Origin of the sequence: Mycobacterium sp. 155 (assembly GCF_000373905.1) — a bacterium.
Lineage (GTDB): Bacteria > Actinomycetota > Actinomycetes > Mycobacteriales > Mycobacteriaceae > Mycobacterium.
In genome coordinates, this window is sequence record NZ_KB892705.1 from 3,687,798 (window position 1) to 3,711,635 (window position 23,838).

General features: G+C 65.5%; 22 protein-coding genes and 1 pseudogene. 6 read left to right on the forward strand and 17 right to left on the reverse strand.

Annotation, left to right across the window (positions count from 1 at the left end; all coding sequences use genetic code 11):
* Window positions 1–228 precede the first annotated feature (228 nt).
* The 14 genes from eccD to B133_RS0117620 all read right to left on the reverse strand — a co-directional run bounded on the left by eccD (window position 229) and on the right by B133_RS0117620 (window position 16,034).
* Window positions 229–1,761, reverse strand: coding sequence for a type VII secretion integral membrane protein EccD (eccD, locus tag B133_RS0117555; RefSeq protein WP_081618249.1), 1,533 nt, complete (start codon window positions 1,759–1,761; stop codon window positions 229–231).
* The gene (locus tag B133_RS0117560; protein WP_018602892.1) at window positions 1,758–3,182 is read right to left on the reverse strand and encodes a MinD/ParA family protein; all 1,425 of its coding nucleotides are present in this window, start codon (window positions 3,180–3,182) and stop codon (window positions 1,758–1,760) included. The genes eccD and B133_RS0117560 overlap by 4 nt, the downstream gene beginning before the upstream one ends.
* Window positions 3,183–3,306: 124 nt before the next feature.
* Window positions 3,307–3,594, reverse strand: coding sequence for a WXG100 family type VII secretion target (locus tag B133_RS0117565; RefSeq protein ID WP_018602893.1), 288 nt, complete (start codon window positions 3,592–3,594; stop codon window positions 3,307–3,309).
* Window positions 3,595–3,626: 32 nt separating this feature from the next.
* Window positions 3,627–3,926, reverse strand: a complete 300-nt coding sequence (locus B133_RS0117570; protein WP_018602894.1) for a WXG100 family type VII secretion target — start codon at window positions 3,924–3,926, stop codon at window positions 3,627–3,629.
* 89 nt (window positions 3,927–4,015) lie between these two features.
* A complete protein-coding gene (locus B133_RS0117575; RefSeq protein ID WP_018602895.1) occupies window positions 4,016–5,302 on the reverse strand; it encodes a PPE family protein in 1,287 nt (428 codons plus the stop codon).
* 82 nt (window positions 5,303–5,384) lie between these two features.
* Window positions 5,385–5,678, reverse strand: coding sequence for a PE family protein (locus B133_RS0117580; RefSeq protein WP_018602896.1), 294 nt, complete (start codon window positions 5,676–5,678; stop codon window positions 5,385–5,387).
* 148 nt (window positions 5,679–5,826) lie between these two features.
* Window positions 5,827–7,623: a type VII secretion protein EccCb gene (gene eccCb, locus B133_RS0117585; RefSeq protein WP_018602897.1), complete on the reverse strand. Its 1,797-nt coding sequence runs from the start codon at window positions 7,621–7,623 to the stop codon at window positions 5,827–5,829.
* The gene (gene eccCa, locus B133_RS0117590) at window positions 7,620–9,860 is read right to left on the reverse strand and encodes a type VII secretion protein EccCa (RefSeq protein WP_018602898.1); all 2,241 of its coding nucleotides are present in this window, start codon (window positions 9,858–9,860) and stop codon (window positions 7,620–7,622) included. The genes eccCb and eccCa overlap by 4 nt, the downstream gene beginning before the upstream one ends.
* On the reverse strand, window positions 9,857–11,299 hold the full coding sequence (gene eccB / locus B133_RS0117595; protein ID WP_018602899.1) for a type VII secretion protein EccB: 1,443 nt from the start codon (window positions 11,297–11,299) through the stop codon (window positions 9,857–9,859). Before eccB ends, eccCa begins: the two co-directional genes overlap by 4 nt.
* Before the next feature lie 13 nt (window positions 11,300–11,312).
* A complete protein-coding gene (gene eccA / locus B133_RS0117600; RefSeq protein ID WP_018602900.1) occupies window positions 11,313–13,037 on the reverse strand; it encodes a type VII secretion AAA-ATPase EccA in 1,725 nt (574 codons plus the stop codon).
* Window positions 13,030–13,491, reverse strand: a complete 462-nt coding sequence (locus B133_RS0117605) for a YbaB/EbfC family nucleoid-associated protein (RefSeq protein ID WP_018602901.1) — start codon at window positions 13,489–13,491, stop codon at window positions 13,030–13,032. The genes eccA and B133_RS0117605 overlap by 8 nt, the downstream gene beginning before the upstream one ends.
* A 14-nt stretch (window positions 13,492–13,505) precedes the next feature.
* Window positions 13,506–14,354, reverse strand: a complete 849-nt coding sequence (locus tag B133_RS0117610; protein WP_018602902.1) for an ESX secretion-associated protein EspG — start codon at window positions 14,352–14,354, stop codon at window positions 13,506–13,508.
* Window positions 14,351–14,692 carry an ESX-1 secretion-associated protein gene (locus B133_RS0117615; RefSeq protein WP_018602903.1) on the reverse strand — a complete coding sequence of 114 codons (342 nt, stop codon included), beginning with the start codon at window positions 14,690–14,692 and terminating at the stop codon, window positions 14,351–14,353. The genes B133_RS0117610 and B133_RS0117615 overlap by 4 nt, the downstream gene beginning before the upstream one ends.
* 28 nt (window positions 14,693–14,720) lie before the next feature.
* Window positions 14,721–16,034 (reverse strand): EspA/EspE family type VII secretion system effector, encoded by a 1,314-nt coding sequence (locus tag B133_RS0117620; RefSeq protein WP_198291011.1) that lies wholly within the window; start codon window positions 16,032–16,034, stop codon window positions 14,721–14,723.
* A 212-nt stretch (window positions 16,035–16,246) separates the two neighbouring features.
* Here B133_RS0117620 and B133_RS0117625 point away from each other — a divergent pair, with 212 nt between their 5' ends.
* Entirely contained in the window at window positions 16,247–17,668 is a 1,422-nt protein-coding gene (locus tag B133_RS0117625) for a MinD/ParA family protein (RefSeq protein ID WP_018602905.1), read from the forward strand.
* 24 nt (window positions 17,669–17,692) lie between these two features.
* Here the strand turns inward: B133_RS0117625 and B133_RS0117630 are convergent, their stop codons facing one another.
* Window positions 17,693–18,463: a hypothetical protein gene (locus B133_RS0117630; protein ID WP_018602906.1), complete on the reverse strand. Its 771-nt coding sequence runs from the start codon at window positions 18,461–18,463 to the stop codon at window positions 17,693–17,695.
* 384 nt (window positions 18,464–18,847) lie between these two features.
* Here B133_RS0117630 and B133_RS0117635 point away from each other — a divergent pair, with 384 nt between their 5' ends.
* Window positions 18,848–19,141, forward strand: a complete 294-nt coding sequence (locus B133_RS0117635) for a WhiB family transcriptional regulator (protein ID WP_018602907.1) — start codon at window positions 18,848–18,850, stop codon at window positions 19,139–19,141.
* 270 nt (window positions 19,142–19,411) lie between these two features.
* On the forward strand, window positions 19,412–20,377 hold the full coding sequence (locus B133_RS0117640; RefSeq protein WP_018602908.1) for a pirin family protein: 966 nt from the start codon (window positions 19,412–19,414) through the stop codon (window positions 20,375–20,377).
* Here the strand turns inward: B133_RS0117640 and B133_RS0117645 are convergent.
* On the reverse strand, window positions 20,374–20,889 hold the full coding sequence (locus B133_RS0117645) for a PPOX class F420-dependent oxidoreductase (protein WP_018602910.1): 516 nt from the start codon (window positions 20,887–20,889) through the stop codon (window positions 20,374–20,376). The genes B133_RS0117640 and B133_RS0117645 overlap by 4 nt on opposite strands.
* 35 nt (window positions 20,890–20,924) lie before the next feature.
* Complete coding sequence (locus tag B133_RS0117650; protein ID WP_232423320.1) at window positions 20,925–21,677, reverse strand: DUF4190 domain-containing protein; 753 nt, start codon at window positions 21,675–21,677, stop codon at window positions 20,925–20,927.
* A gap of 203 nt (window positions 21,678–21,880) precedes the next feature.
* On the opposite strand from B133_RS0117650, the gene ygiD reads away from it, so the two are divergent.
* From ygiD to B133_RS22980, 3 genes and pseudogenes are all read left to right on the forward strand, one after another.
* Window positions 21,881–22,645 carry a 4,5-DOPA dioxygenase extradiol gene (ygiD, locus tag B133_RS0117655; protein WP_018602914.1) on the forward strand — a complete coding sequence of 255 codons (765 nt, stop codon included), beginning with the start codon at window positions 21,881–21,883 and terminating at the stop codon, window positions 22,643–22,645.
* 36 nt (window positions 22,646–22,681) lie between these two features.
* Window positions 22,682–23,098, forward strand: coding sequence for an EVE domain-containing protein (locus tag B133_RS0117660; RefSeq protein ID WP_018602916.1), 417 nt, complete (start codon window positions 22,682–22,684; stop codon window positions 23,096–23,098).
* A gap of 22 nt (window positions 23,099–23,120) precedes the next feature.
* Window positions 23,121–23,686, forward strand: a pseudogene (locus B133_RS22980) (class I SAM-dependent methyltransferase).
* The last annotated feature ends 152 nt before the right edge of the window (window positions 23,687–23,838 follow it).

Sequence of the window (23,838 nt, forward strand, 5' to 3'; positions counted from 1 at the left end):
ACGCCACCCCCGATGACGCCAAATTCGAGACCGTGTGCCCAATAGAAAGGTCCTGGCATCAGGTCACCGCCACCACAGTCATGGAGATCAACGAAAACGTTGTCATTGCACCAGGATTACAACACTTTCGTCGATTTCGAGGCAGCAACCACCCCTGCGACCAAGTCGCCACAGAACTACCTCCGCGGCGCACGAATTCTCAACAGGCCGGCAAAAAGTGACAAGCCCTCAGTGCAGCCGCAGATTCCGCAGCAGGTCGTACACGCCGGCGATCCACAGCAGCAGCGGAATAACTGCCGCGATCGCGGCTCCGTCGATGAGTTCGAGGATGCGCTTGGTGACCGGGGAAACTCGGCGCACGCCGTCTGTGGCACCCACGGCAATCAAGGCGACGACACCCACAATGGTGTAGATCGCCAGCACCAGCCAGGCACTCTCGGGGTACCACAGGCACAGCCGCACCATCACGCCCGTCGGGGCGATCACGGCAGCCGCCAGAAGGGCCCAGGAGCACCATCTTTCGGCGTACAGCCGAGACCGGAAGCCGCAGACGAGCGACACCAGGCCGGCCACGATCAGGCTGTGGATGAAGAAATGCCCCTGCACCACAACCGCAACGGCGCCGACCGACAACACCAGAGCGCCCGCGGACAGGAAACCGATCAGCAACTGACGGGTCAGCAGGCTGCGTTCCTGAAGGCGTGCAGCCGATTCCGGCACCGAAGCGATGATTGCCTGCCAGGTGGAGGTTTCTTCCTCGGCCGCGTCCGGTCCAACAACCGGGTCGAGCAGCTCGTCGTTGGAGACGACTTCACCGGGAGCTGGGATAGGTGGCAATGCAATACGGGCTACGGCCACGGTCAGTTTCGCGGCGTTGGTCACCACGATGAGTCCGAATGCGATCGCGCCCACCGGCACCCAGTTGCTCGAACCGTAGCCGTACGCAACAGCGGCCCCCGTGATAGCGAGGGCCAATATTGCCAGGAACGAGGCGACTTCCGCCCGGCCTCGCGGGCCGCCGCGGGTGGCCAAAGTCAACAACAGCACGACAGCGCCGGCCCCAGCGACCTGCGGAGCTCCCAAACCGGTGACGCCGTCGGGGAGCGGGACCGCCAACGCGGCGGCGCCGGCCAGTGCCGGCACTGCGCCGAGCAGCAGACTCTCGGCCAGGTTGGTGTTGTCGTAGTTGTTCTGCGCGAACACACTTCCGCCCAAGAACCCCAGACCGAAGATCGCGAGCGCCAACGGCCACCACCAACCGTGGCTGGTCAGGCTCCACGTCACCACCGACATCACCGTGATCGCCAGCCCGACCACCGGGATCGCAACCCCGACGAAACGGTACAGCGACTCGCGGCCGAACACCGGCGACTCATCGAGTACAGCGATCGCATCGATCACGTCCTCGACCAGCGGCCGGTACCGCTCGGTGCGGCTCACCGACACCAGAGTCAGCAGCGACCCGTCGACCACGCCGGAATCGTCCAAGGACTCATCGGCTTTCAGCGGCGGCGCCCCTGGCCGCGCAAACGCCCAAGAACCCTGTGCTTTGAAATCGAACCCGGCCAACACGTCTTTCGGGGTGTCCTCCAGCAGATCAGCCAGGACACTTACGGTTTCGTCGATGTATGTCTCGATAGGCGCCGCAGCAGGCAACACCAGGTCGGTCATTCGCTTACCCGTGAGGACAGTGACCCGCGTTGTCGCCGGGCGCCCGGGCGTCACACTGGAGGTGTCTGAGGCAGCGGCGGTGGCGGTCAACGGCGTTCGAGCCTGTCGAAGTCATCGGACAGGGCCGCGGCCAGCTCGGTGATCCGACGCTGGTACGTATCGCCGAGCAGGCCCAGCTGAATCTCGGTGCCCTGGGCGATGTGTTTGTCCCACGGCAACACGATGACCCGACCCGGCGGCACATGCCGCTCGAACTGCTGCACAAGGTCATCGACATCGACGTTCGGCCGGCCGGGGGTGACGTGGTTGATGACCACACACGAGCGCCCGAGCAGATCCTGATATCCGTTCTGGCGCAGCCAGTCCATCGTGATGGCCGCCTGCCGGGCACCGTCGATGGACGCGCTCGCGACGATCACCATGCCCGACACCGTCGAGAGCACGCCACGCGATGCCCTCTGGAACAGGCCCGCACCACAGTCCGCCAGAACCAGGTTGTAATACCGCGACACGATCGAGGTCGCACCCTGCCAGTCGTCGTCGTTGAACTCGCGGGGAGCGCCGCTGTACTCCTCGGAGGACAGCACCTCCAGGTTGGACGAGTTCATGCTGGTATACGCACGAATGTCGTTGTAGCGCGACAACTCCTGATCGGACAGCAGATCGGAGATGGTCGCCGCGGACTGCCGACCGGCACGGTCGGCGAGGTTGCCTCCATCGGGATCGGCGTCGATGGCCAGGATGCGGTCACCGCGGATCTTCGCCATCGCGGACCCGAGCGCAACCGTGACCGCAGTCTTGCCGACACCGCCCTTGAGACCAAAAATGCCGATCTGGTAGGAATCTCGCGCGTTACGGCGAATCCGGTTATTCAGGTCCAGCTCATAGACCTCGTCAGGCGACAGCCCGAGATTGATGCGGGTCATGAGGTAGAGCCAGTGCCGCCAGCCCCGTTGCGACGGCATCTTCACGCCAGTCTTCACCCCGACGTGCGACAACGCGTCGATCGCGCGGTGATTGCCCATGGTTGCGGCGGAAGTTTGGGCGGGCTGGGCGGGTACTGGAATAGCCTGTCCCGCACGCCATGCCCCACTGATCTCGGGGTCGTAGTCGGGGAACTGCGACGGCGCCGGTCCCGGCACCATGTGGGCGGGCGGCCCAGGCAGCGTGTACGGCTGCTCGTAGCGAGCACCCGCCGGCATCTGCTGCTGCGGTGCACGCAACATCGCGTTCTGCGGCCATTGCGGTGCTGACGGCGGCGGCATCTGCGGCATGGGCGGCGGCGCTTCAGCGTGCCGCTGAGGCGGAGCCGAGGCCTGCATCTGCGTCTGCGGTGGTGCCACCGGCATCGACGCCGACGGTGAATCGCTGGATCCGGAATCCCCGGTCGGCATCGGCGGCGGTGTCGCCGTGGCCTTCAGAATGGCATCTCGGTCCACGGTGATCGTGGCATCGTCGACCGGTTCACCCGGGTTCGACGGGTGAAAGAGCCGGTCATAGTCGGCCGACATGGGGTCCCCTCAGAATAGTGCAAATAAAGATATTCAGCTGTCCGCACCGAGGCGCACGCAGTGGGCGGGTGAGGCCTGGCCTAGTCGGGCAGCCTACCCGCCCACAAACGCGTACATGGTTGTGCTAGGCAAACATGCCCGTGACGCCAGCCTCGGTCTGCGCCATGGTCGAGCTGGCCTCGCTGATGGTCTGCGCAAGGTTCTGCAGCGCTGTGTTCAACTCGTTTGAGGTGTTGTCCCAACGGGTCTGAACAGCCTGGTAGGCCTCCGAGCCCGAGCCACCCCACACCGAGGCGAGCGCGGCGAGTGAGCCCTTGCCCTCGTCGAGCAGTCCATGAGTGGTGCTGACGGCACCCTGGATCTCACCGACTCCGCCTTCGATACCGGCGAAATTCCAAACCTGTTCCGTCATGTCTGATTCTCCGTTTCTCTGTGGTCTCTAGGTCAGATGTTCATCGCCGCGGACAGCGAGGAAGCCTGGTCGTCATCGGTCGAGCTGTACTGGACACCCGACTGGTGGATGTTCTGCGAAATGTCGTTCAGCTCCTGGACCTGCCGTGCAGCGGCCTCGTGGAACCGTGCGAGCGCAGCCTGGGCTGCGGTACCGGCCTGCCCGACCATCTGGCTGGCCAGCATGCTGCCGGTCGACTCGACCTGCGCGATGACGCTCTGCAGCTCACCGGAGATACGTTCAAAATTGCCGGCCTCCTTGGCGAGGACGGCAACGTCTGTATTCATTGCCATGCTGGATACCCCTTATTTTCCTTGTGTCCCCACCATGGGTATGGCGAGTCTTCCGACCCGGTGGCCGGGAAGTCTTGTGGTGCAACCGTTCACCAGTCGTCGTCTTCGTCTTCCGACCGGTCGTATGTCAGCGGCGTCGCGGCGGTCAGACCCTGCTTCGTCGACTCGCCTTCCTTCTTTTCCTTGGCTGCGCCGATCATCGGGCCGACACCGCCACCGACCGGGGCCAAACCTCCTGTCGCGTTGGACGAGGCGCCTGTCGCGGCCGGGATCTTGGTCTCCTCGGTGGGCCCGAGCAGATCTGACAGCAGCGAGGTCCGCGGTGCGGTGCCACCGAGGCCCGGCAGCGAGGCGGCCCGGACAAGGCCCGCACCTGAACTCGGGCCTGTGCCTCCAGCCATCGGATGGTTCGAGAACGGCATCGCGTTCAGCAGCCCCATCTGGATGCCCTTGTCGTGGTCTCCGCCCATACTGCTGAACTGGCTGACCATCTGAGTCACCTGCTGCAGCGGCTGGGTAAGGCTCTGCATCGGGCTCTGGATCATCTGTGCGAACTGCTGCCGGAGCTGGGCGACCAGCGATCCCATCTGCATCGCCATCTGCATGCCTTGCTGCAGGCCCTGCTGCGCGGGTTGCTCACTCTGCTGAGTCTGCTGACCCGAATTCTGCGCATTCTGCGCGGCACCCACCGCGCGCTGCTCACCTTGATTTATCTGTGCTGCCGTGCGGCCGGTGATCAAACCGACCGACTCGATCATCGCAGTCGCGCCGGCCTGCTCGATCACCAAATTTCGCAGCGCACCCTCGGCGGCGCGGGGAGCCGTCGACGCCAACGCCGCGGCCGCGGCCGTCTCGCCCACTCCGGGCATGACGATCGGCGTCATCGGCGTCATCGGCTCGAAAAGCACGTTCATCGCCGTCTCGGCCTGGTAGGCGTCCATCGCGCCCGCCGCCTGGTTCCACATCCGCACGACGTAGTCCGTCTCGTTGGCGGCGATGGCTCCGGTGTTGACCCCGAAGAAATTGGTGGCATTGAGGACGACATTGGTGATGTGGTTTTCCTCGATCTCCGGAATAGGCGGAGTCGCGGCCAATGCGACCGAATATGCACTGGCCTGAGCCGAGGCCTGCAATGCCCGCTTCTGCGCTTGCAATGCGGTGGAGCGCAACCACATCACCATCGGCATTGTCGCCGCGACGGCACGTTCGCTGGCCACCCCACTCCACACCGAGGTGAGATTAGCCAGCGCCGCCGCCAACTCATCGGCCTGCGTCTCCAACAGCACCGCCATGGCTTCCCAGCCGGCCGCAGCCTGAAGCATCGGCACCGGGCCGGCACCGACCATCAACCGGCCCGTGTTCACCTCCGGTGGCATGCCATGCCACGTCGGTGGCGCAGGCAGTACCGGGACCATCGCTGGCTGAACCTATCTGTTGGAGACGAATGCCGAACGAGAGTTAGAGCGTGCTCGCCTGAGCCGAGTCGACAGCGTTGTAGATGCCCGAGGCCTCCGTGTACGCCGCACCAGCCCGGGTCAGCTCTTCCTGCGCGAACGTGTTCGCCGTCAGAGCCTCGACACCCTCGCTTGCGAAAGACATCGCAGCCAGGGCCGAAACCTCGTCGGCGCCCGCGGGCACCAGCGCGGTCACAGCGGCGGTGGCTGTGGTGCCACCGGCGAGACCACGAGCCGCATTTGCGATAACCTGCGCAGCGATGGCTTCGGCACCCGGATCGTGCGTCATCGGTTGCATTTGCTGTTCTCCCTTGTTCGATATGAATCGCAAGGACATGCCCCCCATGAACAGCCCGGCTGCAATTTGCCAGTCCGTTAAGGAATCCGTCCCCCGATTCCTTTGCTGGCGGCCTGCCGCCAGCGTTGCTAAATGCGTTGAATAAATACTAACCGCCCTGTAGGGGTGGTGCGAACACTTCTTCTTCCGGCGGATCTTCTTCCGGGGGATCAATGTATGCCGCCTGAATGACTTCTTTGGCGTCCGGAGAAACCATGAATGCCTGGCCAGGTGGCCTTTTCCTGACCGTGATCTCACGTGACGGGAAGTCGTTCTTCTCGCCCGAGAGGAACAGCGTCGGCGAACCTGCGCCATACGCGGCACCCACGAACTTGTCCATGGTGGCCTTGTGCGCCTGGCTCATCTGGCACGTCACCACAAGGTGCAGGCCGATGTCGGCGGCCGCCGGCAACAGCGGCGACAGGGGCATCATCGGCGACATCATGCCCGAGGCCGCGACGATCATGTGCCAGTCGTCGACCAGCAGCACGATGTCCGGCCCACTCCACCACGACCGGGCCCGCAGCTGCGCCGTGGTGAGATCCGGCGGAGGCAGACGCTTCTGCAGGTTCTGCGCCAGCGCCTTGATGGACTCCTCCAAAGACGCGTTGTTCCGGTTGATCGCACCGGCAGCGAGCAGGTGGCTCTGCGGCACCGCATCGAGCAGACCCGAGCGGTAGTCGGCCAGCATGAACCGCACCTGCTGCGGGCTGTTACGGCTGCAGATCGCCCGCGAAACCGCTTGCGCGATAGTCGTCTTACCCGACTTGGGTGCCCCGAAGATCAGCAGATGCGGCGTCACGTTCATGTGGTTGTAGGCCACCGCGAGATCCGATTCCCGCACTCCCACCGGCACCGTCCAGCGGGTCCGGTAATCCGAATCCGGCCCGGGTGGGTTCGGATCGAGCTGATGCAGATAGATCCGCTCGGGTAGCACCCGCACCTGGGGCGCCTGCTCGCTGTGGAGCTCGGACACGTGCTGCACGGCCGCCGAGATCGCCGCCACGAGACCTTCGGCGCTGTGCATATCGTCGAGCCGGGGCACGCCCATCATCAGATGGTGTTTCTCCACCGAGACCGCCCGGCCCGGCCGGTTGACCGGTATCTCCCGGGTGATCCGGTCGATCTGGGTTTCGTTCACATCGCCGAGGCGGAACTCGATCTTGGTACCGAGATAGTCGCGCACACGGGATTTGAGCTCAGTCCACCGCGGCGTCGAGATGATGACGTGCACGCCGAAGGCCAGACCCTGCCCGGCAAGGTCCTGGACCACCGGTTCCAGGTCGGGGAATTCGGCGACGAACGCCGGCCACCCGTCGATGACCAGGAACACGTCACCGAACGGGTCCTGATATGCGGCATGCTCGGGGTCCTGGCGCATCTCGCGGTAAGCGGCGATCGAGCCCACCCGATGCTGCTTGAACATCTGCTCGCGTGCCCGTAACACCGCCTTGACCTCGGCCACGACCCGGTTGACCCGGTCCGGTTCGGCACGGGTGGCCACACCGCCCACATGCGGCAGATCTTCCAGATACATCAGGCCACCACCACCGAGGTCGATGCAGTAGAACTGCACCTGCCGCGGCGAATGCGTGGCCCCGGCCGAAAGCATCAGCGTCTGCAGGAAGGTCGACTTGCCGGTCTGCGGCGCACCGCCGATCGCGATGTTCCCACCGGCCGCCGAAACGTCGACGCCCCACACTTCCTGTCGGTGCCGGCGCGGCTCGTCCATGATGCCCAGCGCGAAGCGCAGCGGTTGGCGCTGGTAATCACGTTCGATCAGCTCATTGACCGGCGTCGGATCGGCCAACGGGGGCAGCCACATCTTGTAGGCACGCGATTCGCCGGTGGCCAGCTGCCGAAGAACGACCTCGCGGAGGACCCTGGGTTCGGCGTCGGTACTCATCGCGCCGCTCCCGCCGCGTCGAGGATCGGTGCCGTCGTGAACTGACGGATCCGAATCGCCGCCTGCCGCTGGGCGCGCGGCTTGGCATCGCCGTCGCCGTTGTCTTGGTCTGCCGGCACGTAGTTGGCGCCGGTGTAGAGGCTGCGGAATTTCACCGGATCCTCCATACCGACCCGCAGAAAGCCCACACCGCTTTCCTTGTTGGTGATGAACTGCGCCTCGGGAGTACCGATCACGGCCTTCGATTCCGCAGAGCTGGTGGTACGCAAGGCGATTCGGTACGTCAGGTTCGGTTCGAGCTTGTCGATCCGGACGCCGCCGGTGTTCAGCGACTGGGTCGCCAACAGCAGGTGCACGCGCAGCGACCGACCGACGCGACAGATCCTGTCGAACAGCGCAATGAAGTCGGGGTGATTCTGCAGCAACTCGGCGAACTCGTCGACCACCACGAACAGCGTCGGCAACGGCGCCAGGTCGGCGCCACGCTCGCGGTGCTTCTCGTACTCGGCGACACCCGACAACGCACCGGCCGCCCCCACCTGGATCCCGGCCTGACGCAGGATCGACTGGCGGCGGTCGAGCTCGCCGGTGAGCACTTCACCCATACGGCTGACCAGTTCGGCTTCCTCTTCCATGTTGGTCACAACGGCCGCGGTGTGCGGCAGCGTCTCCATACCGAGGAACGTCGAACCGCCTTTGAAATCTGTCAGGAGGAGGTTCACTTGATCGGGGTCGTGGGTCGCCACGAGCGACAGGATCAACGTGCGAAGGAATTCCGACTTACCCGAGCCGGTGGTACCGATCAGCATGCCGTGCGGGCCTGCACCGAACTCGGCGCCTTCCTTGATGTCGAGGCTCATGATCTCGCCGGTCTTCAACTGGTGGCCGAACGGGATCTTGAGCCGGTCGCGGTCGGTGTCGGTGAACATCCGCCAGCGCGCCGGGGTGACCTCCTCCACCGACTGCGCACCCACCAGGTGGTGCCACTCGTTGGAGACCTTTTTCTGCACGCGCACGTTCTTGTCGATGATCGTTCCGGTGATCGACCAGCCGGCCAGCTTGCGCGCGACCCGGTTGGCCTGCGTGGGGGTCATCCGGTCCGTGACCCGAACCACCTCCCGGTAGGGCTGATTGGACAGCTTGTCCTCCGTCTCGCCGTCCGGAGAAACCCGCAGCCGGTACGCCGAGCCGCGGTGATTGCCCAGGGTGAGAACCGTGACGCCGGCCCGGCCGTCGACCGGGAACCCGGCCTTGCCACCGGTGAGATCGACGACGATGACGTACGGGCCGCCCGGTGCCGAGTCGGCGGTGTGCGGCCCGCGCGCGGTCAGGTCGGCAAGTCCGTCGGGGCGGGTGAACACCATCCGCGTGGAGCCTGCGGCATCGGTGTCGGTCTGGTGCTGCACGTGCGGCAACCACTTGAGCCACGACCACTTGGGATCCTCGGGATCCTCGGTGAGCACGCGGATCTGCAGCAGGTCCGGCGGGTGGAACACCGCCAGGTGGCAGATCATCGCAGTCAGCAGCGCAGCGGCGCCGGCCTCGTCACCACCCACGGCGATCGTCGGAAAGGTGCGCAGCTGAACGAGTTTCGGGCAATCGTGCACAAGGCCGTGGGTGCGCAGGAACTTGGTCACCCACATATGGCTGACGGGTTCGAGGTGCGGCGCAGGCGCCGCCTGGCCGCCGGACATCTCCCCGCTGGTATTCGGTTTGAGCAGCCGGTCGACGGCGATCTCGGCACCGATGCCCACCCGGGCGGCGGTGAAGAAATCGGGGTTGCCGTTGGTCTGCCGTGACCACTGCCGACTGGTGCCGATGATCGACAGCAGGTCTTCCGGGTGTGGGGCGTGGTAGCTGAAGAACGCGACCTGCGCTGATGCCGACGAAGTCACACGCGTACGCAGGCCCGCCAAGTAACGCAGGTACTCCTTACGGTCGGCGTTGACCTCGGGGACCTTCTTACCGCCCGAACCGCCGCCGGACATCATTGCGAATGCGCCCATGATCATCATCAGCGGCATCATCAGCATGTACGGCGACAGCTGCCGGAAGCCGGTGAAGGCCATGATCGCGATCATGCCGATCATGCAGGCGCCCATCACCCACGGCATTGCCTTCTGGAAACCAGAAGGCGGTATCTCGATGCCGAGGTCGTCGGGTGGTGCGACGTTGATCTCACCGGGTGTCAGGCGCGGACCACGCTTGATGGTCGGGGTGAATTTCCGTGTCGTCATGAGCCTGTCTTGTCCTTCACCTTGCGCGGTTTGGGATCCGACGGCAGGGTGTCGTGCTCCAACAGCGCCGCGTCCTTCGACAGCACCGGCCCCTCCACGAGGAGGCTCACCACGGGCCAGGGGGCGTTGACCGGCGCTCCCAAACCGAGATTTTTCGCGGCATCGGCGTTGGCCACCCCGTACCGCACACCCTGGGGATCGATGTAGAAAAGGCCCTCTCCGACTTTCGGATCGGGGGACTGCAGGCGGACGAACTGCCCGCCGTCGATGTACACCGTGGCGTCGCCTTCGATCTGTTTGACGCCGGTATCCCTCACAGACGACGAGACGGGTAGATGCCGCCCGGCGATCATCGTGGTCTTGGCGGACTGATCACCCGGTTCGCGCTGCCAGGCCCAGCACAGCACCGGGTCGTCCTGGCGCAGGAGAATAGTCATCGGTTCGGCGGGCAACGGCGAAACATACACCTGCTCAGGGATTTTCACGACCATGCTGGACTCGACGGTGGGCGGGGTGATCAGGCCGTAGGAGTTGCTCGCACGCAAGGCCGCTGCCGTGGTGTCGTTGACACGCGCGACCCCGTCCGGCAGCACGACATAATGCTGTTTGCCAGACTCCGTGGCGGTCTGAAACACCGAGCCGATGACCAGATTGTCCGGCAGCCCAACGGTATTCGGCGCGCCCGCGGCTATGATCTGCGGCAACTGCCACGGCCCCATGTTGGGCAGCGCATTGAACAGTCCTTCCGAGATCGGCGTGGCCTTGGCAGTGACCGGAATCCCGACGGCTGAGGTCACGGCACGGTCGGCCAGATCGATGGCGTGCCTGCCGATCTCGTTGACCAACCAGTTATCACCCTTGAACGACACCAGCATGCCCTGACTCGGACCGAGCGGCCCGACCGACATGTCGGTGACCAGCGACCGGATGAGGATGGACGTTTCCAGCTCTGGCGCAGCTCTTTCCGGCTTGGTCACGGTGTCGCACAGCGACCAGGTGGAAGCCGGTGTACCGGTAGGGGTGGCGTACGGTGCGCCCGGGATGCCGATCGGCTGACCCTTCGGCATACGATCCAGTTCCTCGGATTTGACCATCGCGGGCGCGTCGCCATGCCCCAGCGCCAACCTCGCCGAGGTCAGGTTGTACACGGGCCGCAGCAGATCGGAGCCGGGCAGCATCACATAGAGCTGGTTGGTGGTGCGGTCCACCACCAGGGTGTCACTCCCCCGCTTGCCGAGCGGCTTGAAGTAGGCCAGCGCCACTGCGCCGAGGCAGACCATGACTGCGATGACGACGCCGGTGGACACCGCGCGGCTGTAGAACTGCAGCGGATCGTCGAACATCCGGGTATCGCGGCGCACGATCGCATGCTCGACCCGGCGCAGCAGGAACCGCCAGCCGCTGACCTGGATCTTTGTGGTGAGTCGAAACCCTGCCATCGCCTGCTCTCGCCTATTCGTCGATGTTCAGCCGACTGTGCACAGATGAGATCGCCGATGCCATGTCTTCGCCGTTGATCTCGCTGAGCTGCTCAACGCCCAGGCTGTCGAAGTCCAAGGTGCGGGCCAGCCGCATGTCCCGGTTCTGCTCGCCGGCCTCGACCAGCTGCCGCGCGTAGCGCCCGTTGCCCGCGATGTCCAAGGCCGGCTTTCCGTTGAGCCTGCGCTGGCTCAACAACGCGGCCGCCTCGTACACCCGCTTGGCAGCGGTATCGTCAAGCTGTGAATCATTGGATTTGGCAATGACTTTCGCGATCTCGACGATGTCCTCAGGAGCGTAGGAGTCGAATTCGATACGAGTGGCGAAGCGCGATCGCAGACCGTCGTTGGCCTCCAGGAGCCGGTCGATGTCGTTGCTGTAGCCGGCGATGATGACCACGAGCCGGTCCCGGTCGTTCTCCATCCGGGCCAGCAGCGTGTCCAGCGCCTCAGTGCCGAACGGATCGGCCCGCCCGTCGCGCTCCTGCACCAGCGTGTAGGCCTCGTCGATGAACAGCACACCGCCGAGTGCCCGGTCGACGGTCTTGGCCGTCTTGACCGCCGATTGCCCCTCATACTCGGCGACGAAATCCTTACGTGACGTCTCGATCAGTTTCGGCTCGGCGATCACCCCGAGCCCGGCCAGGCTGTTGGCCACCACGCGCGCGATGGTCGTCTTACCGGTACCCGGAGGCCCGGCGAAGATCATGTGCTTGGACGTCTGGGCGACCTTCATACCCCGCGCGGCACGGATCCTGGCCATCTGCGTCGCGGCCCGGTAGGCCTCGATCTGTTCCTTGACCCGGCTCAGACCGATCTGACGGTCGAGTTCTGCCTGCGCCTCGGCAAGCAGCTTCTCCCGGCCGGAGGTATCGGCCACAACGCTGTTCGGATCCCACGGATCCTTGCGCGAGGAGATCGCCTCGGCCGTCGTGGTCGTCAGCCGGTAGGTTGGATCCCTAAGGGCAGCAGTTACTTTCGGCTCCGGAAAGTTGGCTTGCAGCCATTCCAACAGAACCCGGGCCGATTCCTCGTTGCCTTCGTTGCGTCGCGCCATCGCCAGATACCAGGCGATGGCAGGCGCGCACGCCTGGCCGGCCGGAGTGTCGTTGGCCTCGGTGAGCCTGCGGTCGGCCTCGGTGAACAAGCCGAGGTTGGCCGCCGCGACACCGTGCGCAACACCCGCCGCCGCGGTGAGGAACTTGTCCTGCCATGCGCTGGCACCGCGCACCTCGTCGATGACGTCCGTCCAGCGCTGCGCAGCGGCGTAAATGACCGCCTTGACCCACGCCACGAGGTACTCCGCGCCTCCAGCGGGCGCCGCTTCCATGACCTCCATCGCATCGGCGTAGTTGCCCTCGGCCGCCTCCTGCACGGCGAAGCCCATCGTGATCGCCAACGGCGAGTTGACCGGGTAGCTGATGTCCTTGCTGAACCCGCCTCCGATCGGGATCCGCGCACCCAGGCTGTTCATCGAGACTTCGGCGGCACCGGCGAGCTGGCCGAAGTTCGACCGGGAGTACCAGGCCCGGAACAACGTCACCCGGTCGGTGTCGCCACAGCGAATCCGACCGACCCAGGCGTCACACGCCGATTCCTCATAGTTGGTGATCTCGGTGAACAGCTCGAGGGCACGGGCCGGAGAACTGGCCAGCATCCCCACCGCACTGCCGAACATGCCTGCGAGATGGTCAGCCATTTTCTCCTCCGTAGCGGGTTGCGAAGATCTCGGCCCGAGCCGCATCGGACTGTTCGGGCGTCGGCAGGTTCAGATCACGGGTCAGGAAGTCACGCGTCGCGAAATCGTCATGCCCCTGTTCACGCATTCCTTCGAGCATGAACGAGTACTGGGCCGCGCGTGCGTCCTGCGTAGCCAGGTCAGCGATCACGAGAATTTCGTCGACGAGATCGGATTCGGTCATGTCGACGGCCCTGGGCGACAGGTCGATCTGCTGCACGCGGCCGTCCATGTACGCGGTGACCGTCACGGTTCCCGGCGGGTTGGTGACGCTGAAGATCGGCACATCAGGGTCCGACTCGTCGTCGGGTTGCTCCGGGTATGCGGAATCGAGCGCCGAAAGGATGTCCTGACCGTCGTCCTCATCGTGATCGTCGTATTCGTAGTCCCGGTCGTATGGCGGAGACTCACCCACCGTGGCGGCCTTTCTCAGTGAAGATAGGAGCTATCCGAATCGGTCTTGTCGAACCAGCCACCTGACGGCAGGAACTCCAGCAGACCGTCCAGGGCACGCTGCAGGTTGTCTTGCGTACCGGACAGGAAGCTGCCGTACAGCTCGCCGTTGACCTTGCGGGGGATCGAGACGATCCGGCCCGGGGCCGAGTCCAATACGCCTGCTGCGACGTCTGATTGGGCGGTGGTCCCACCGGGAAGGCGTTCGGACGCGACGATCTCGACCCAACTCTCGGGTTCGGAGATGATGCCCGCATACGCGCGGGCCGAGGTGGGCGGAATGCCGTAGCCGATCAGATCGTCAGCTGTACGGCATTTGGCCAGCTGGTCGGCGACGCCGGTCAACGGTTCGACGTTGGCGGGGTTACCGGTGCCGAGCACTGTCATCACCATTCCGGCCATTCCGACCTGGGGGGCTACCCGCTGCAGCACCAACATCTCGTTGTCCCGCGCACACACGACGTGTCGAGTCCCCTTACGACACACCACGAATCGGATCATCTTGCCACCGAGATTGCGACGCCACCAACGCCCTTCCAAGGCGCGATCCGCCCTGCTGAGGGTGTCGAGCATGGCAGCGACTTCAGGATGCGGGTTACCGAATACGTCCAGTACGCCCTGCGCGGTCAGATCACGCTCAACCTGCTCCCAGACGATCTGGCGCAGATCCACCTGCGGGATATTCAGCCGGATACCGAGTGACGGCGGGAAATCTGCCAGTCCCAATTTGTCGGCGATCACCAGCATGCCGTCGATGGTCACCTCGATCCCGACGACGTCGTCGTAATGCGGTGCGCCGCGATCAGCCCCGTGCACCGACGTCATCGGATTTGCTCCACAAGATGGTCGAAACAGTCGGTGTGCACCTTCAGACTGTCGGCCCGGTCCCCGTCGGTGTGGTCGTAACGCCGCGCAGCCGCGGACAGCTTCTCGCTCAAGTCCTCGGACAACCTGGCGATGCCATGGCCGGCGATCCGGCGAGCATTCTGGGCGACCTCGACCGCGCTGGCGGCGGACCACGAGATCGGTCCATGTGTCCAGCGCAGTGCGCTGTCGACGCCGGTCACGACGTCGGTTGCGGTGATCAATGCCCCGGCAGCACGCTCCTGCCTGGCGGACAGCTCGCGTAGGTGTGCGGTGGTGACACGCAAATCTCCCGACATGAATTCCCCCTCGATTCTTTTCCCGGATCTACGTCCTAGTCACGGCCGTAGATCCGGGAAGAGCTGCACCCAATCTAACTGCCGCAGGAACACTTAGCTGAGCCTCATCCTGTTCCACTTCGGCACGGGCCCCCGCACGGCCGTCACCACCGCTGAATTCACCCGATGCCAGATCTGGCGGCAACGTCTTGGCTGCGCCTTTGTCGGTTGGGCCTGCAGCGTCTGTGACGACGTCGCCGGTATCGAGCATGCCATTCTGGCCGCGCTCTTCAGTCTTGTCGGCAGTTGCCGTCGCCGCGGTCTCGTGGTTCTTCTCGTCTTTCGGGGACTTGTCGTCATTCTCCGACTTCTCCCTCTCGTCATCGCCTGCCGTGTCGGCTTTGTCGGCCAGTGTGTCCAGACCTGCTGACGATGGCTGCGCTTGGCCGACGGCCTGGGTGGCGCCTTGGGCGGCTTGCGCGGCGGTCGCTACCGCCGCCTGCAGCGCCTGAGATGCGGCCTGGGTGATACCGCCCAGGATGCCGCCGAGCGGACCGAGGATTGAGCCGATCGCGGTGCCCGCCGTCACCTCCGGCGTGGCACCCATAGCGGCCTGTTGCGTGGCTTCAGGTCGTTCCACTGGTACAGCGGCCCCGGCAGCCGGGTCCGGCTGGGCCGATTCGTCCCTGCGTGGCTGCGCCGGGGCCGAGGCGCCGCAGTCTGTCTCGCGGGGTTCGGTACTGGGCCCGGCGTCACGCGCGATGTCCGCATACTTCGCGACGGCGTTCCGCAGCTCGGCGGCATTGACCTCGACGTTCTGCCCCATGGTCAGTATCTGATCGGTGGACACCCCAAGTGCCTTCGCCACCATCGCGATCTCGGTTGCGGTCTGCGAGGCCTTGCCGACATACGGGATACCGGCGATGGCGGCCGTGACCGGGCTCATGTCGGCCAGCCAGTCCGATTGGCCATCGAGGTTCTGCCGCGTCGTGCAGATCTGGTCCGATTCGCGCGCGAGCACGGCCGCGACCGCACGATCGGCCTCCAGCATCGCTGCGGTGCGGCTCAGCTGCTCAGTATTGCGTGCGCTGTAGGCGACGGATCCGCTGCTTGTCCACGAGTCATCGGGAAACGCCGACTTCAGCGTGTCGCCGGCCTCACCGAGCTGCTCGGCTCCGGTGCCGAAAGCGCCGCCGTTGTCGGGTGCACCAGTGCCCGTGGTGACCTTCATGTCTTCGATGACGTTCCGGCCGGCGCCGAGGATCCCCTCGCGCTGCTCGATCAGTTCACTACCGGTCTTAGCAATATCGCCCATCAACCCCATGCGCAGATCCCCCTCGGCGCGAGACGTTACCAGCGCCAAAGGGCCCGCCTGAGCACCAAATTCGACCCAAATATGTTGTCTTGCGACCCCTTGGGCAGCGGGTATGGGATTGACGACGACGGGCCATCGCCCGCGCCCCGCGGCCGCGAAGGACAGGGGCCGTCACCAGCGGGTGCGGTGAGGTGGTGCCGTAGTCGATACTTGAGGCCGGTCGAAATAGCCGTCGCGTGACTACCTGAGGAGATTCCGTCGTGACCGACCCCGACGACACCCTGCATGGAGAGCTTGGCTGGACGGGGTCGGAAGACACCGATTTCGAATCGGACACCGGGCCGACGCCCCAGCCAGGGCCGCGCGCCGGGCACCATGAGGCCGTCGAACCGCCGCAGGCTCCCCCAGCGGAGCAGGCACGCAGCAGCTTCCGCGAACCAGCTCAGCACCCGGTACCTCCCGCACCCCCACCGCACGACGGTCGTCAGGTGCCCTCGGCACCGAGCAGGTTCGACAGCAGCCACTGGGAACAGCAGCCCGGCTGGCCGGTGCACCAACAGCGACCTCAGGCGCCGATCGTGCACCCGCATCCCATCCCTTCGGCGCCGCCGACACCAACGGGGCCCGGGCCGCAACCGCCTCAGTCGTTCGTGCCATCACCCGGGTCGCCGTGGCCTGCCGAGGGTGGATTCGCGCCGCATGGCACCGGCCAGCCGGCGCCGCAGACGGTTCCGGGGTCCTACGCCGACCGGATCCGGGTCAACGACCTGGTGCCGCCACGCCGCGAGCCGCCGGCCGGCGGTTGGCGACTGCTGCTCTACAAGGCGACTTTCGGGCTGTTCAACCCCGGACCGTCCCCAGAGGACACGCGCCAGGCTGAGCTGGAGGCCAAGATCAGGGGCGTCCTGCGCGGCCACTACAAGGTCGGTGTCATGGGTAAGGGCGGCGTCGGCAAGACCACCGTCTCGGCAAGCATCGGCTCGGTGTTCGCCGAGTTGCGCCAGGACGACCGTGTGGTGGCGATCGACGCCGACACCGCGTTCGGCAAGCTGGGCAGCCGCGTCGACCCTCGAGCCCAGGGCTCGTACTGGGAACTGGCCTCCGACAAGCACCTCGACACCTTCGCCGACGTGCGTAGCCGGGTCGGCAACAACGCCGCGGGTCTGTTCGTCCTCGCCGGCGAGGCGACCCCCGCCCGGCGTCGCGTCCTCGACGCCGCGATCTACCGCGAGGCGACAACCCGGCTCGACCGGCACTTCTCCATCTCGGTGGTGGACTGCAGCTCGACGATGGACTCCCCGGTGACCCAGGAGGTGCTGCGAGACCTGGACGCCCTGATCGTGGTGTCCTCCCCGTGGGTCGATGGTGCCGCCGCAGCCGGGCAGACGCTGGACTGGCTGGCCAATCGAGGGATGACCAGCCTGTTGCAACGCACTGTCGTCGTGCTCAACGACTCCGACGGTCACGCGGACAAACGGACCCGATCCATCCTGGCCGCGCAGTTCGCCGGACAGGGCCAGACTGTCGTCGAGGTGCCGTTCGATGGCAACCTGCGTCCCGGTGGCGTGATCGAGGGCACCCGGGTGATGACACCGGCCGCACGCCAGAAGTTCCTCGAAATCGCCGCGGCGCTCGCCGACCACTTCCCGTCCTCGGACGATCGGCATCGGGAGCGCTTCTGAGCGCTCGCGATATCAGGCCGGGTATCAGGCCATGGCGCTGATCAGTGCCTCGATCGCGTGCACCGCGGCGGCGTCGACCGGATGCTCGGTCTCGGCACGGGTGATGACATCCTCGGGGACGCCTGCTGCCTGAGCGGTCTCCTCGATCGTGAGGTTCGCGCGCCGGCGTGCGACGTACAGCCGTTGGCCGAGCGTGGCCCCCGGTGCTGCTGCGGCCCGCGTGGTCAACTCGTCGATCTGGTGGCGCACAGCGCTGAGCGCCTTGATCAACGCCGGGGTGACCTGGCTGATCCGGGCCGCTCGGGATGCGACCGCCTCGAGCTGACGCAGGTCGGCGAGGATGGCCGTGACCCGGGGAATGAAAGCGGGATCGCTGGCGGGCGGCATGGCGTCCATGGTCGAGCCAAGTGTGTTGGCGGCGGTGAGCACCGCTTGGGCGATCAGCGGCACCTCGGCATTCACCGGGGCAGCCGCGGGAGCTTCGGCCGGCACGCTCGCGGCGGGTGGAGGCGGTATCGCAGGTTCGGGCCCCGGGACCGGTGCGCCCTGGCGCAGCCGCGCAATGGTGCCCGGTGGCCAGTGCAGTACCTCTTCCAGCTTCAGCCGGGTGCGTTCACGGGGCCAGCTGCGGCCCTTCTCGAAGGCGATCAGTGCACCGGCATTGATGACACCGTCGGCGGCCAGGCTGCGCTGGCTGATGTCAAGTTCGCGCCGTCGCGCGGCGGCAGCCGCTCCGGCGCGAATCAAGCCGACGTCGAACTCACCGGTCGCGAGATCGAACTCCGCATCGGTCATCTCCGGAGGGTTCCTTAGCTGAATGAGCTGGAGCGCTAGAGCGGCTGTCTTGGCTGCGTGGACCTGTCGATTCTAACCGCATACTGCAGCACCGCTACGTCTTGGGCTCTGGATCTTTTATCTAACCGAACTATTGCTACAGCTCGGTCTCGTATCGGCCGTGCAGGCGCTACGGCGTGTACTCGAACTGCTTCGGTTGCTATTTACACTGTTCACACAGGTAATCACAACTACGTAGTTTTACTATTGCTTCCGGATCCAACACAGTTTCGTAGCGCCGCAACGGTTTTATCCATCTTAAAACGTTGCATTGCTACGGTTCTTGCTATAGCGTTCCCCTCACCGCGGGACACCCGCACAGTTCTTACGAGGGGAGCAATAGAAATGACCGCTTTGATGGCCAATGGAATCCCGCTCGGCGTCTGCACCGCCAACCCGGAACGGTGGACTTCCACGCCCGACGAAGAGGCCAAGGTGATCTGCCGCGAGTGCCCACGCCGCTGGATGTGCGCCAGGGAGGCCTGCGAACTGCCCCGTGCCGAAGGGCTCTGGGCCGGGATCGTGGTTCCTGAAGGTGGTCGCGGCCGCGCGTTCGCACTCAAGCAACTGCGCTCGCTCGCTGAGCGGAATGGCTACCCCGTCCGCAAGACCCGGCTGATCTTCCCGGAAGCCGCCTGATCTCCTGCCTTCTCGCCGCCGAGTTCGAGGGGACGGCGGCGGGAGGGCAGCAGTTCCACACGGGGGAGGAATAGGGGCCCGGGGCGTGCTGTTGATGCGTGCGACGGTGCCGGGCATTGCCCCGGGCCCCACACCAAAACCGTCGCTTCGAGCGACCACTCGCCGCGAGGCGCAGTGTCGGCACCGTCCCCGACTTGCTTCAGCGATGGAGCGTGGCGACTACCGCATCGAGCAGGCGATCAACTTCGTCCTCGCACTACGGTGGCAGCTATGAGCAACACCGACGTCGCACCCACTGAAGTCACCTGCGCGGCTTCGGCATTCGCCGGAATTCTGCACTCCCGTGAGGTACCGCTCGGCGGCCCGCGGGCACTGTTGGTGCGGCGCACGCTGCCGCAACGGGACCGGTCGCTCATTGGCGCCTGGTGCTTTGCCGACCACTACGGACCGCACGACGTCCGTGGCGGCACAGGCATGGACGTTCCGCCGCATCCGCACACCGGATTGCAAACCGTCAGTTGGCTTTTCCAAGGCGAGATCGAACACCGCGACAGCGCCGGCGTGCACGCCATGATCCACCCCCGTGAGCTCAACCTCATGACGGCAGGAGCAGGCATCTGCCACTCCGAGGTATCCACCTCGGCGACAACCATCCTGCACGGCGTGCAACTCTGGGTGGCCCTGCCCGCTTCTGACCGGGACACCGCCCGCGATTTCGCCCACTACACACCAGCGGCTCGCAACGTCGCCGGCGCGACCCTGCGTGTATTTCTCGGCGAGCTGGCCGACTCACGATCGCCGGTACACACCTTCACGCCGCTGCTCGGCGCCCAACTCGACGTCGCCCCCGGCGCCACCGTGAGCCTGGAGGTCGACCCGAGCTTCGAACACGGCGTGCTTCTCGACGAAGGCGATGTCGAGGTGGCCGGATCATCGCTGGCGGTGGCCGATCTCGCCTACCAGCGGCCCGGCCACCAGGAGCTGCATCTGGTCAACCGCGGAGGAGGCCCGGCCCGGCTGATTCTGCTCGGCGGCACCCCGTTTCCCGAGGAACTGGTGATGTGGTGGAACTTCGTCGGACGCAGCCACGAGGACGTCGCCGCCTACCGCGAGCTGTGGCAGGCCAATGATGTCCGATTCGGCGACGTGGCTGGGTACCGCGGCCGCATCGGACGGCTACCGGCTCCGCCGCTGCCGAACGCGCGGCTCAAGCCGCGGCCCCACCCGACGGGTTAGACACCGGACTCTCCACCCAGGTACTGCGCGGTGCTGCCACCGACAGGCATCGCAGGAAGGCCCAACTTGCGGTGATCCCAGCTGCGCAGCCGGACCGGCACCACACGCACGGCGACGCGGTTGTTCATCATCTGGTCGACAAACGGCCGCATCTCCTCGGTATAGGGGCCGGTGTACCGCTCCCACACGCTGATTCCCACGCACAGTAGGGTTTTCGGGTCGTCGACGATCTCGGCACGGCTGTCGATGGATACCCCGCGAAGAGTGTCGTAGGTCTGCCCATCCTCGATCATCACCGTGATGGTCGGATCGCGGCGCAGGTTCACCGCCTTCTGCGACTTGGCCTTGGTCTCGAACCAAATCTCACCATCGAGCACCGCGTACCACATCGCGACGAGGTGCGGCCTGCCGTCAGCTTGCAGTGTCGCCATGGTCGCGGTCCGGCTGTGCTCGATGAATTCGGTGATCTCGTCATCAGCCATGACGATCTTCGCGCGTTCGTTCCTACCCATGCATCAGCACCTCTCGCTCTTGAGTGCGGCGCATGTCAGCCGCGGTACTGGGAAACGCAGACGAACGTCGTCTTATCGGTGTCGTACAGAGTGTCCCCGGGGCATGTTCCCTGCACCTTGCTCACCTCATCGACGTGATAGACGTCGGGCCCCGGCGCGCATGGAGCGAGCGTGATCGTGATGGCCGTCGCGTTCGGATTGTCGGGATCGGTGCCGAATTCCTGGATGCGGACACAGTCACCGACCCGCAGGTCCCCCACTGCGACGGTCTGCGGCACCGGCGGAGGCGCCGACACAGTGGTGCGCGGCGTCGACCGCTTGGTGGGGGCCTTCGACATCGTGGTCTTAGACGTCGTGGTCGTGGTGGTCGTCGTGGTCGACGACGAGTTGTTCTTATGCGACACCAGGAACACCACGAGTGCGATGATCGCCACGAAGATCATCAGGTAGGACACTGTCAGACCGATCAGGGCACGTCCGCGGCCCTTCTCGCCGGTCTTCTTGATCTGGGACAAGGCCAGATGGCCCAATACCGCGCCGATAGGTGCGAAGACAATCCCGAAAACGATCGACAGGGTCGCCAGCGCGTTGGTCCGGCCCGGCGGCGGTCCGTACCCAGGTGGGCCCGGCGGATAAGGCGGATAACCGGGCGGAGGGCCTGGGGGAAAGCCGGGCGGGCCTCCGGGCCCGCCCGGAAAGCCCGGTGGAGGAAAGCCTCCGCCTGGTCCGGCAAACGGATCGTTGCCGTACGGGCCTACCGGTCCACTCCCGTACCCGCCGTATGTCATTACCAGTCTCCGCCGTCGACTACGCCTGATTCTGCGCCAAATTTCACCACCATGGGACGTGGATCGCCCGCCAATGCTGTGCGGAGACTCGATCGTAATCGGCCCGCCACCGGGTGACTCGATCCTCGCTGCCGTGCAGAACTTCCCGCCGCGGGCCGGGCATCTTCCGGCGCTAGCCTGGTCCGATGGAGCCAACTTCGGCGATGCCGGCGGCGTTCATCGGACACGGCAGCCCGATGAACGCCATCGAGTCCAACCGGTACACCACCGCATGGCGCGACTTCGGCCGGTCAGTGCCACGGCCACGGGCCATTCTGGTGGTCAGCGCCCACTGGTACATCAATGCCACCGTGGTCACGGCGATGCCGCGGCCGCGCACCATCCACGATTTCTACGGGTTCCCGCGCGAGCTGTTCGATGTCCGGTACCCGGCGCCCGGACTGCCCGAGCTCGCTGAGGAGATCAGCGATACGGTGCGCCCGACCTGGGTGGGCGCCGATGTGGACAGCTGGGGCATCGACCACGGGACCTGGTCGGTACTCGTGCACGCGTTCCCCGACGCATCGATCCCGGTGGTGCAGTTGGCCATCAACGCCAACGAACCGGCCGACTACCACCTGGAACTCGGGGCCAGGCTGGCGCCGCTGCGCGAGCGTGGCGTGCTGGTGCTGGCCAGCGGCAACATCGTGCATAACCTGGCAGGCATGGACGCCGCGCGTCCCGACGATGGATACGACTGGGCTCAGCGGTTCGACGATGCCGCCCGCGAGCAAGTGCTCAACTCCCCCGCCGACATCCTCACCCTCGATGCCCACCGGGACTATCCACTGGCCGTCCCGACCCCCGATCACTTCATCCCGTTCCTGTACTTCGCCGGAATCTCCTCTGCCACAAACACTCCCGCCGAGGTACTGACCAGCGGCTACACCTTCGGATCGCTGTCCATGACGGCATACACGCTGCGCTGAGCCCGATCTGTCGGTGGGCCGCCGTAGCGTGCCGTCATGACGTACTGGATCAACACCGTCAGCCGTGACCACGTCGCACGCGCTGTGGCCGGCGGCTTCACGCAGGCCAACCACGGCAAGCCCCACATGCTGCGCAAGATGGCGCGCGGGGACTGGATCGTCTTCTACTCGCCGCGGACTACTTTCCCGGACGGTCCACCGCTGCAGGCGTTCACCGCACTCGGCCAGGTCAGCGACGACGTGCCGTACCAGGCCGAAGTGACGCCGGATTTCCACCCGTGGCGGCGGGCGATGGATTTCCTGGCCTGCAACGAAACCCCGATCCGGCCACTGATCGAGAATCTTGATTTCGTGGAAGACAAGAAGCGTTGGGGATACCGGTTCCGGCTCGGCGTTTTCGAGATCGATCAGCATGATTTCGACGTCATCCGCTCGGCGATGAGCCCACCGTGATCGCGCGCCTACACGCGGATCGGTGACAACCACGCAGCGCCGCGGATTCAACGACACCGTCACCCGGTTCTGGAGCTTCGCCGCTCCGGCCTACGACCAGCAGTGCCTGCGACGTTGGATCTACCGGCCCGCCCAGGACGAGGTGATCACCCAGCTGCGGCAGCACGCCTCCACTGACGATCATTCGTGCTCCTCACGTGCGCGGATCGCCGATGTCGCATGCGGCACCGGGATCCTGGCCGACCGCATCCAGCGTGAGCTACAGACCGACGAGGTCTACGGCATCGACATGTCCGAGGGCATGCTGGCCCAGGCCCGCAAGCGCTGCGACCGGGTGCGGTGGAGTTCCACCGCGTCCTCGCCCCGGGCGGCATCGTCGCTGTGACGACTATCAGTCCGCGCCAACCGATTCCACTGTTGCAGGCGCTATCCGCGGCGGTGTGGAGTCCCGTGCACAACCCGTCTGAATCGGAATTGCTGGCCTTGTTCGCGGGTGCGGGGTTCACCGTCGCCGACCAGCACCGGGTGCGCCGGCCGATCTGGATGCCCGTGTCAGACCTGATCACCGTCGGCGTCAAACCGGCCTAATAGTGTGCCGACTGATGGAAGTTCCTACGCGGGAGTGGATTTCGGCACATAGCACGTAGATCGCGGAGTCGACCGCTCGGGGTCGGCCACCAGCAGATCCTCGATGCCGGGTCCAGGTCGTACCCGAACCCGACCGTGCGCATCGGGAACGG

Bases quoted from the DNA above. Each gene is read 5' to 3' on its own strand.
- B133_RS0117645 (WP_018602910.1), bottom strand. From the start codon at position 20,889: ATGGGTAGGAACGAACGCGCGAAGATCGTCATGGCTGATGACGAGATC.
- B133_RS0117570 (WP_018602894.1), bottom strand. From the start codon at position 3,926: ATGGCAATGAATACAGACGTTGCCGTCCTCGCCAAGGAGGCCGGCAAT.
- eccCb (WP_018602897.1), bottom strand. From the start codon at position 7,623: ATGAGTACCGACGCCGAACCCAGGGTCCTCCGCGAGGTCGTTCTTCGG.
- B133_RS0117565 (WP_018602893.1), bottom strand. From the start codon at position 3,594: ATGACGGAACAGGTTTGGAATTTCGCCGGTATCGAAGGCGGAGTCGGT.
- B133_RS0117610 (WP_018602902.1), bottom strand. From the start codon at position 14,354: ATGACGTCGGTGCACGGGGCTGATCGCGGCGCACCGCATTACGACGAC.
- B133_RS0117580 (WP_018602896.1), bottom strand. From the start codon at position 5,678: ATGCAACCGATGACGCACGATCCGGGTGCCGAAGCCATCGCTGCGCAG.
- eccB (WP_018602899.1), bottom strand. From the start codon at position 11,299: ATGGCAGGGTTTCGACTCACCACAAAGATCCAGGTCAGCGGCTGGCGG.
- B133_RS0117560 (WP_018602892.1), bottom strand. From the start codon at position 3,182: ATGTCGGCCGACTATGACCGGCTCTTTCACCCGTCGAACCCGGGTGAA.
- B133_RS0117630 (WP_018602906.1), bottom strand. From the start codon at position 18,463: ATGACCGATGCGGAGTTCGATCTCGCGACCGGTGAGTTCGACGTCGGC.
- B133_RS0117650 (WP_232423320.1), bottom strand. From the start codon at position 21,677: ATGACATACGGCGGGTACGGGAGTGGACCGGTAGGCCCGTACGGCAAC.
- B133_RS0117640 (WP_018602908.1), top strand. From the start codon at position 19,412: ATGAGCAACACCGACGTCGCACCCACTGAAGTCACCTGCGCGGCTTCG.
- B133_RS0117635 (WP_018602907.1), top strand. From the start codon at position 18,848: ATGACCGCTTTGATGGCCAATGGAATCCCGCTCGGCGTCTGCACCGCC.
- B133_RS0117575 (WP_018602895.1), bottom strand. From the start codon at position 5,302: ATGCCACCGGAGGTGAACACGGGCCGGTTGATGGTCGGTGCCGGCCCG.
- eccA (WP_018602900.1), bottom strand. From the start codon at position 13,037: ATGGCTGACCATCTCGCAGGCATGTTCGGCAGTGCGGTGGGGATGCTG.
- ygiD (WP_018602914.1), top strand. From the start codon at position 21,881: ATGCCGGCGGCGTTCATCGGACACGGCAGCCCGATGAACGCCATCGAG.
- eccCa (WP_018602898.1), bottom strand. From the start codon at position 9,860: ATGACGACACGGAAATTCACCCCGACCATCAAGCGTGGTCCGCGCCTG.
- B133_RS0117615 (WP_018602903.1), bottom strand. From the start codon at position 14,692: ATGTCGGGAGATTTGCGTGTCACCACCGCACACCTACGCGAGCTGTCC.
- B133_RS0117660 (WP_018602916.1), top strand. From the start codon at position 22,682: ATGACGTACTGGATCAACACCGTCAGCCGTGACCACGTCGCACGCGCT.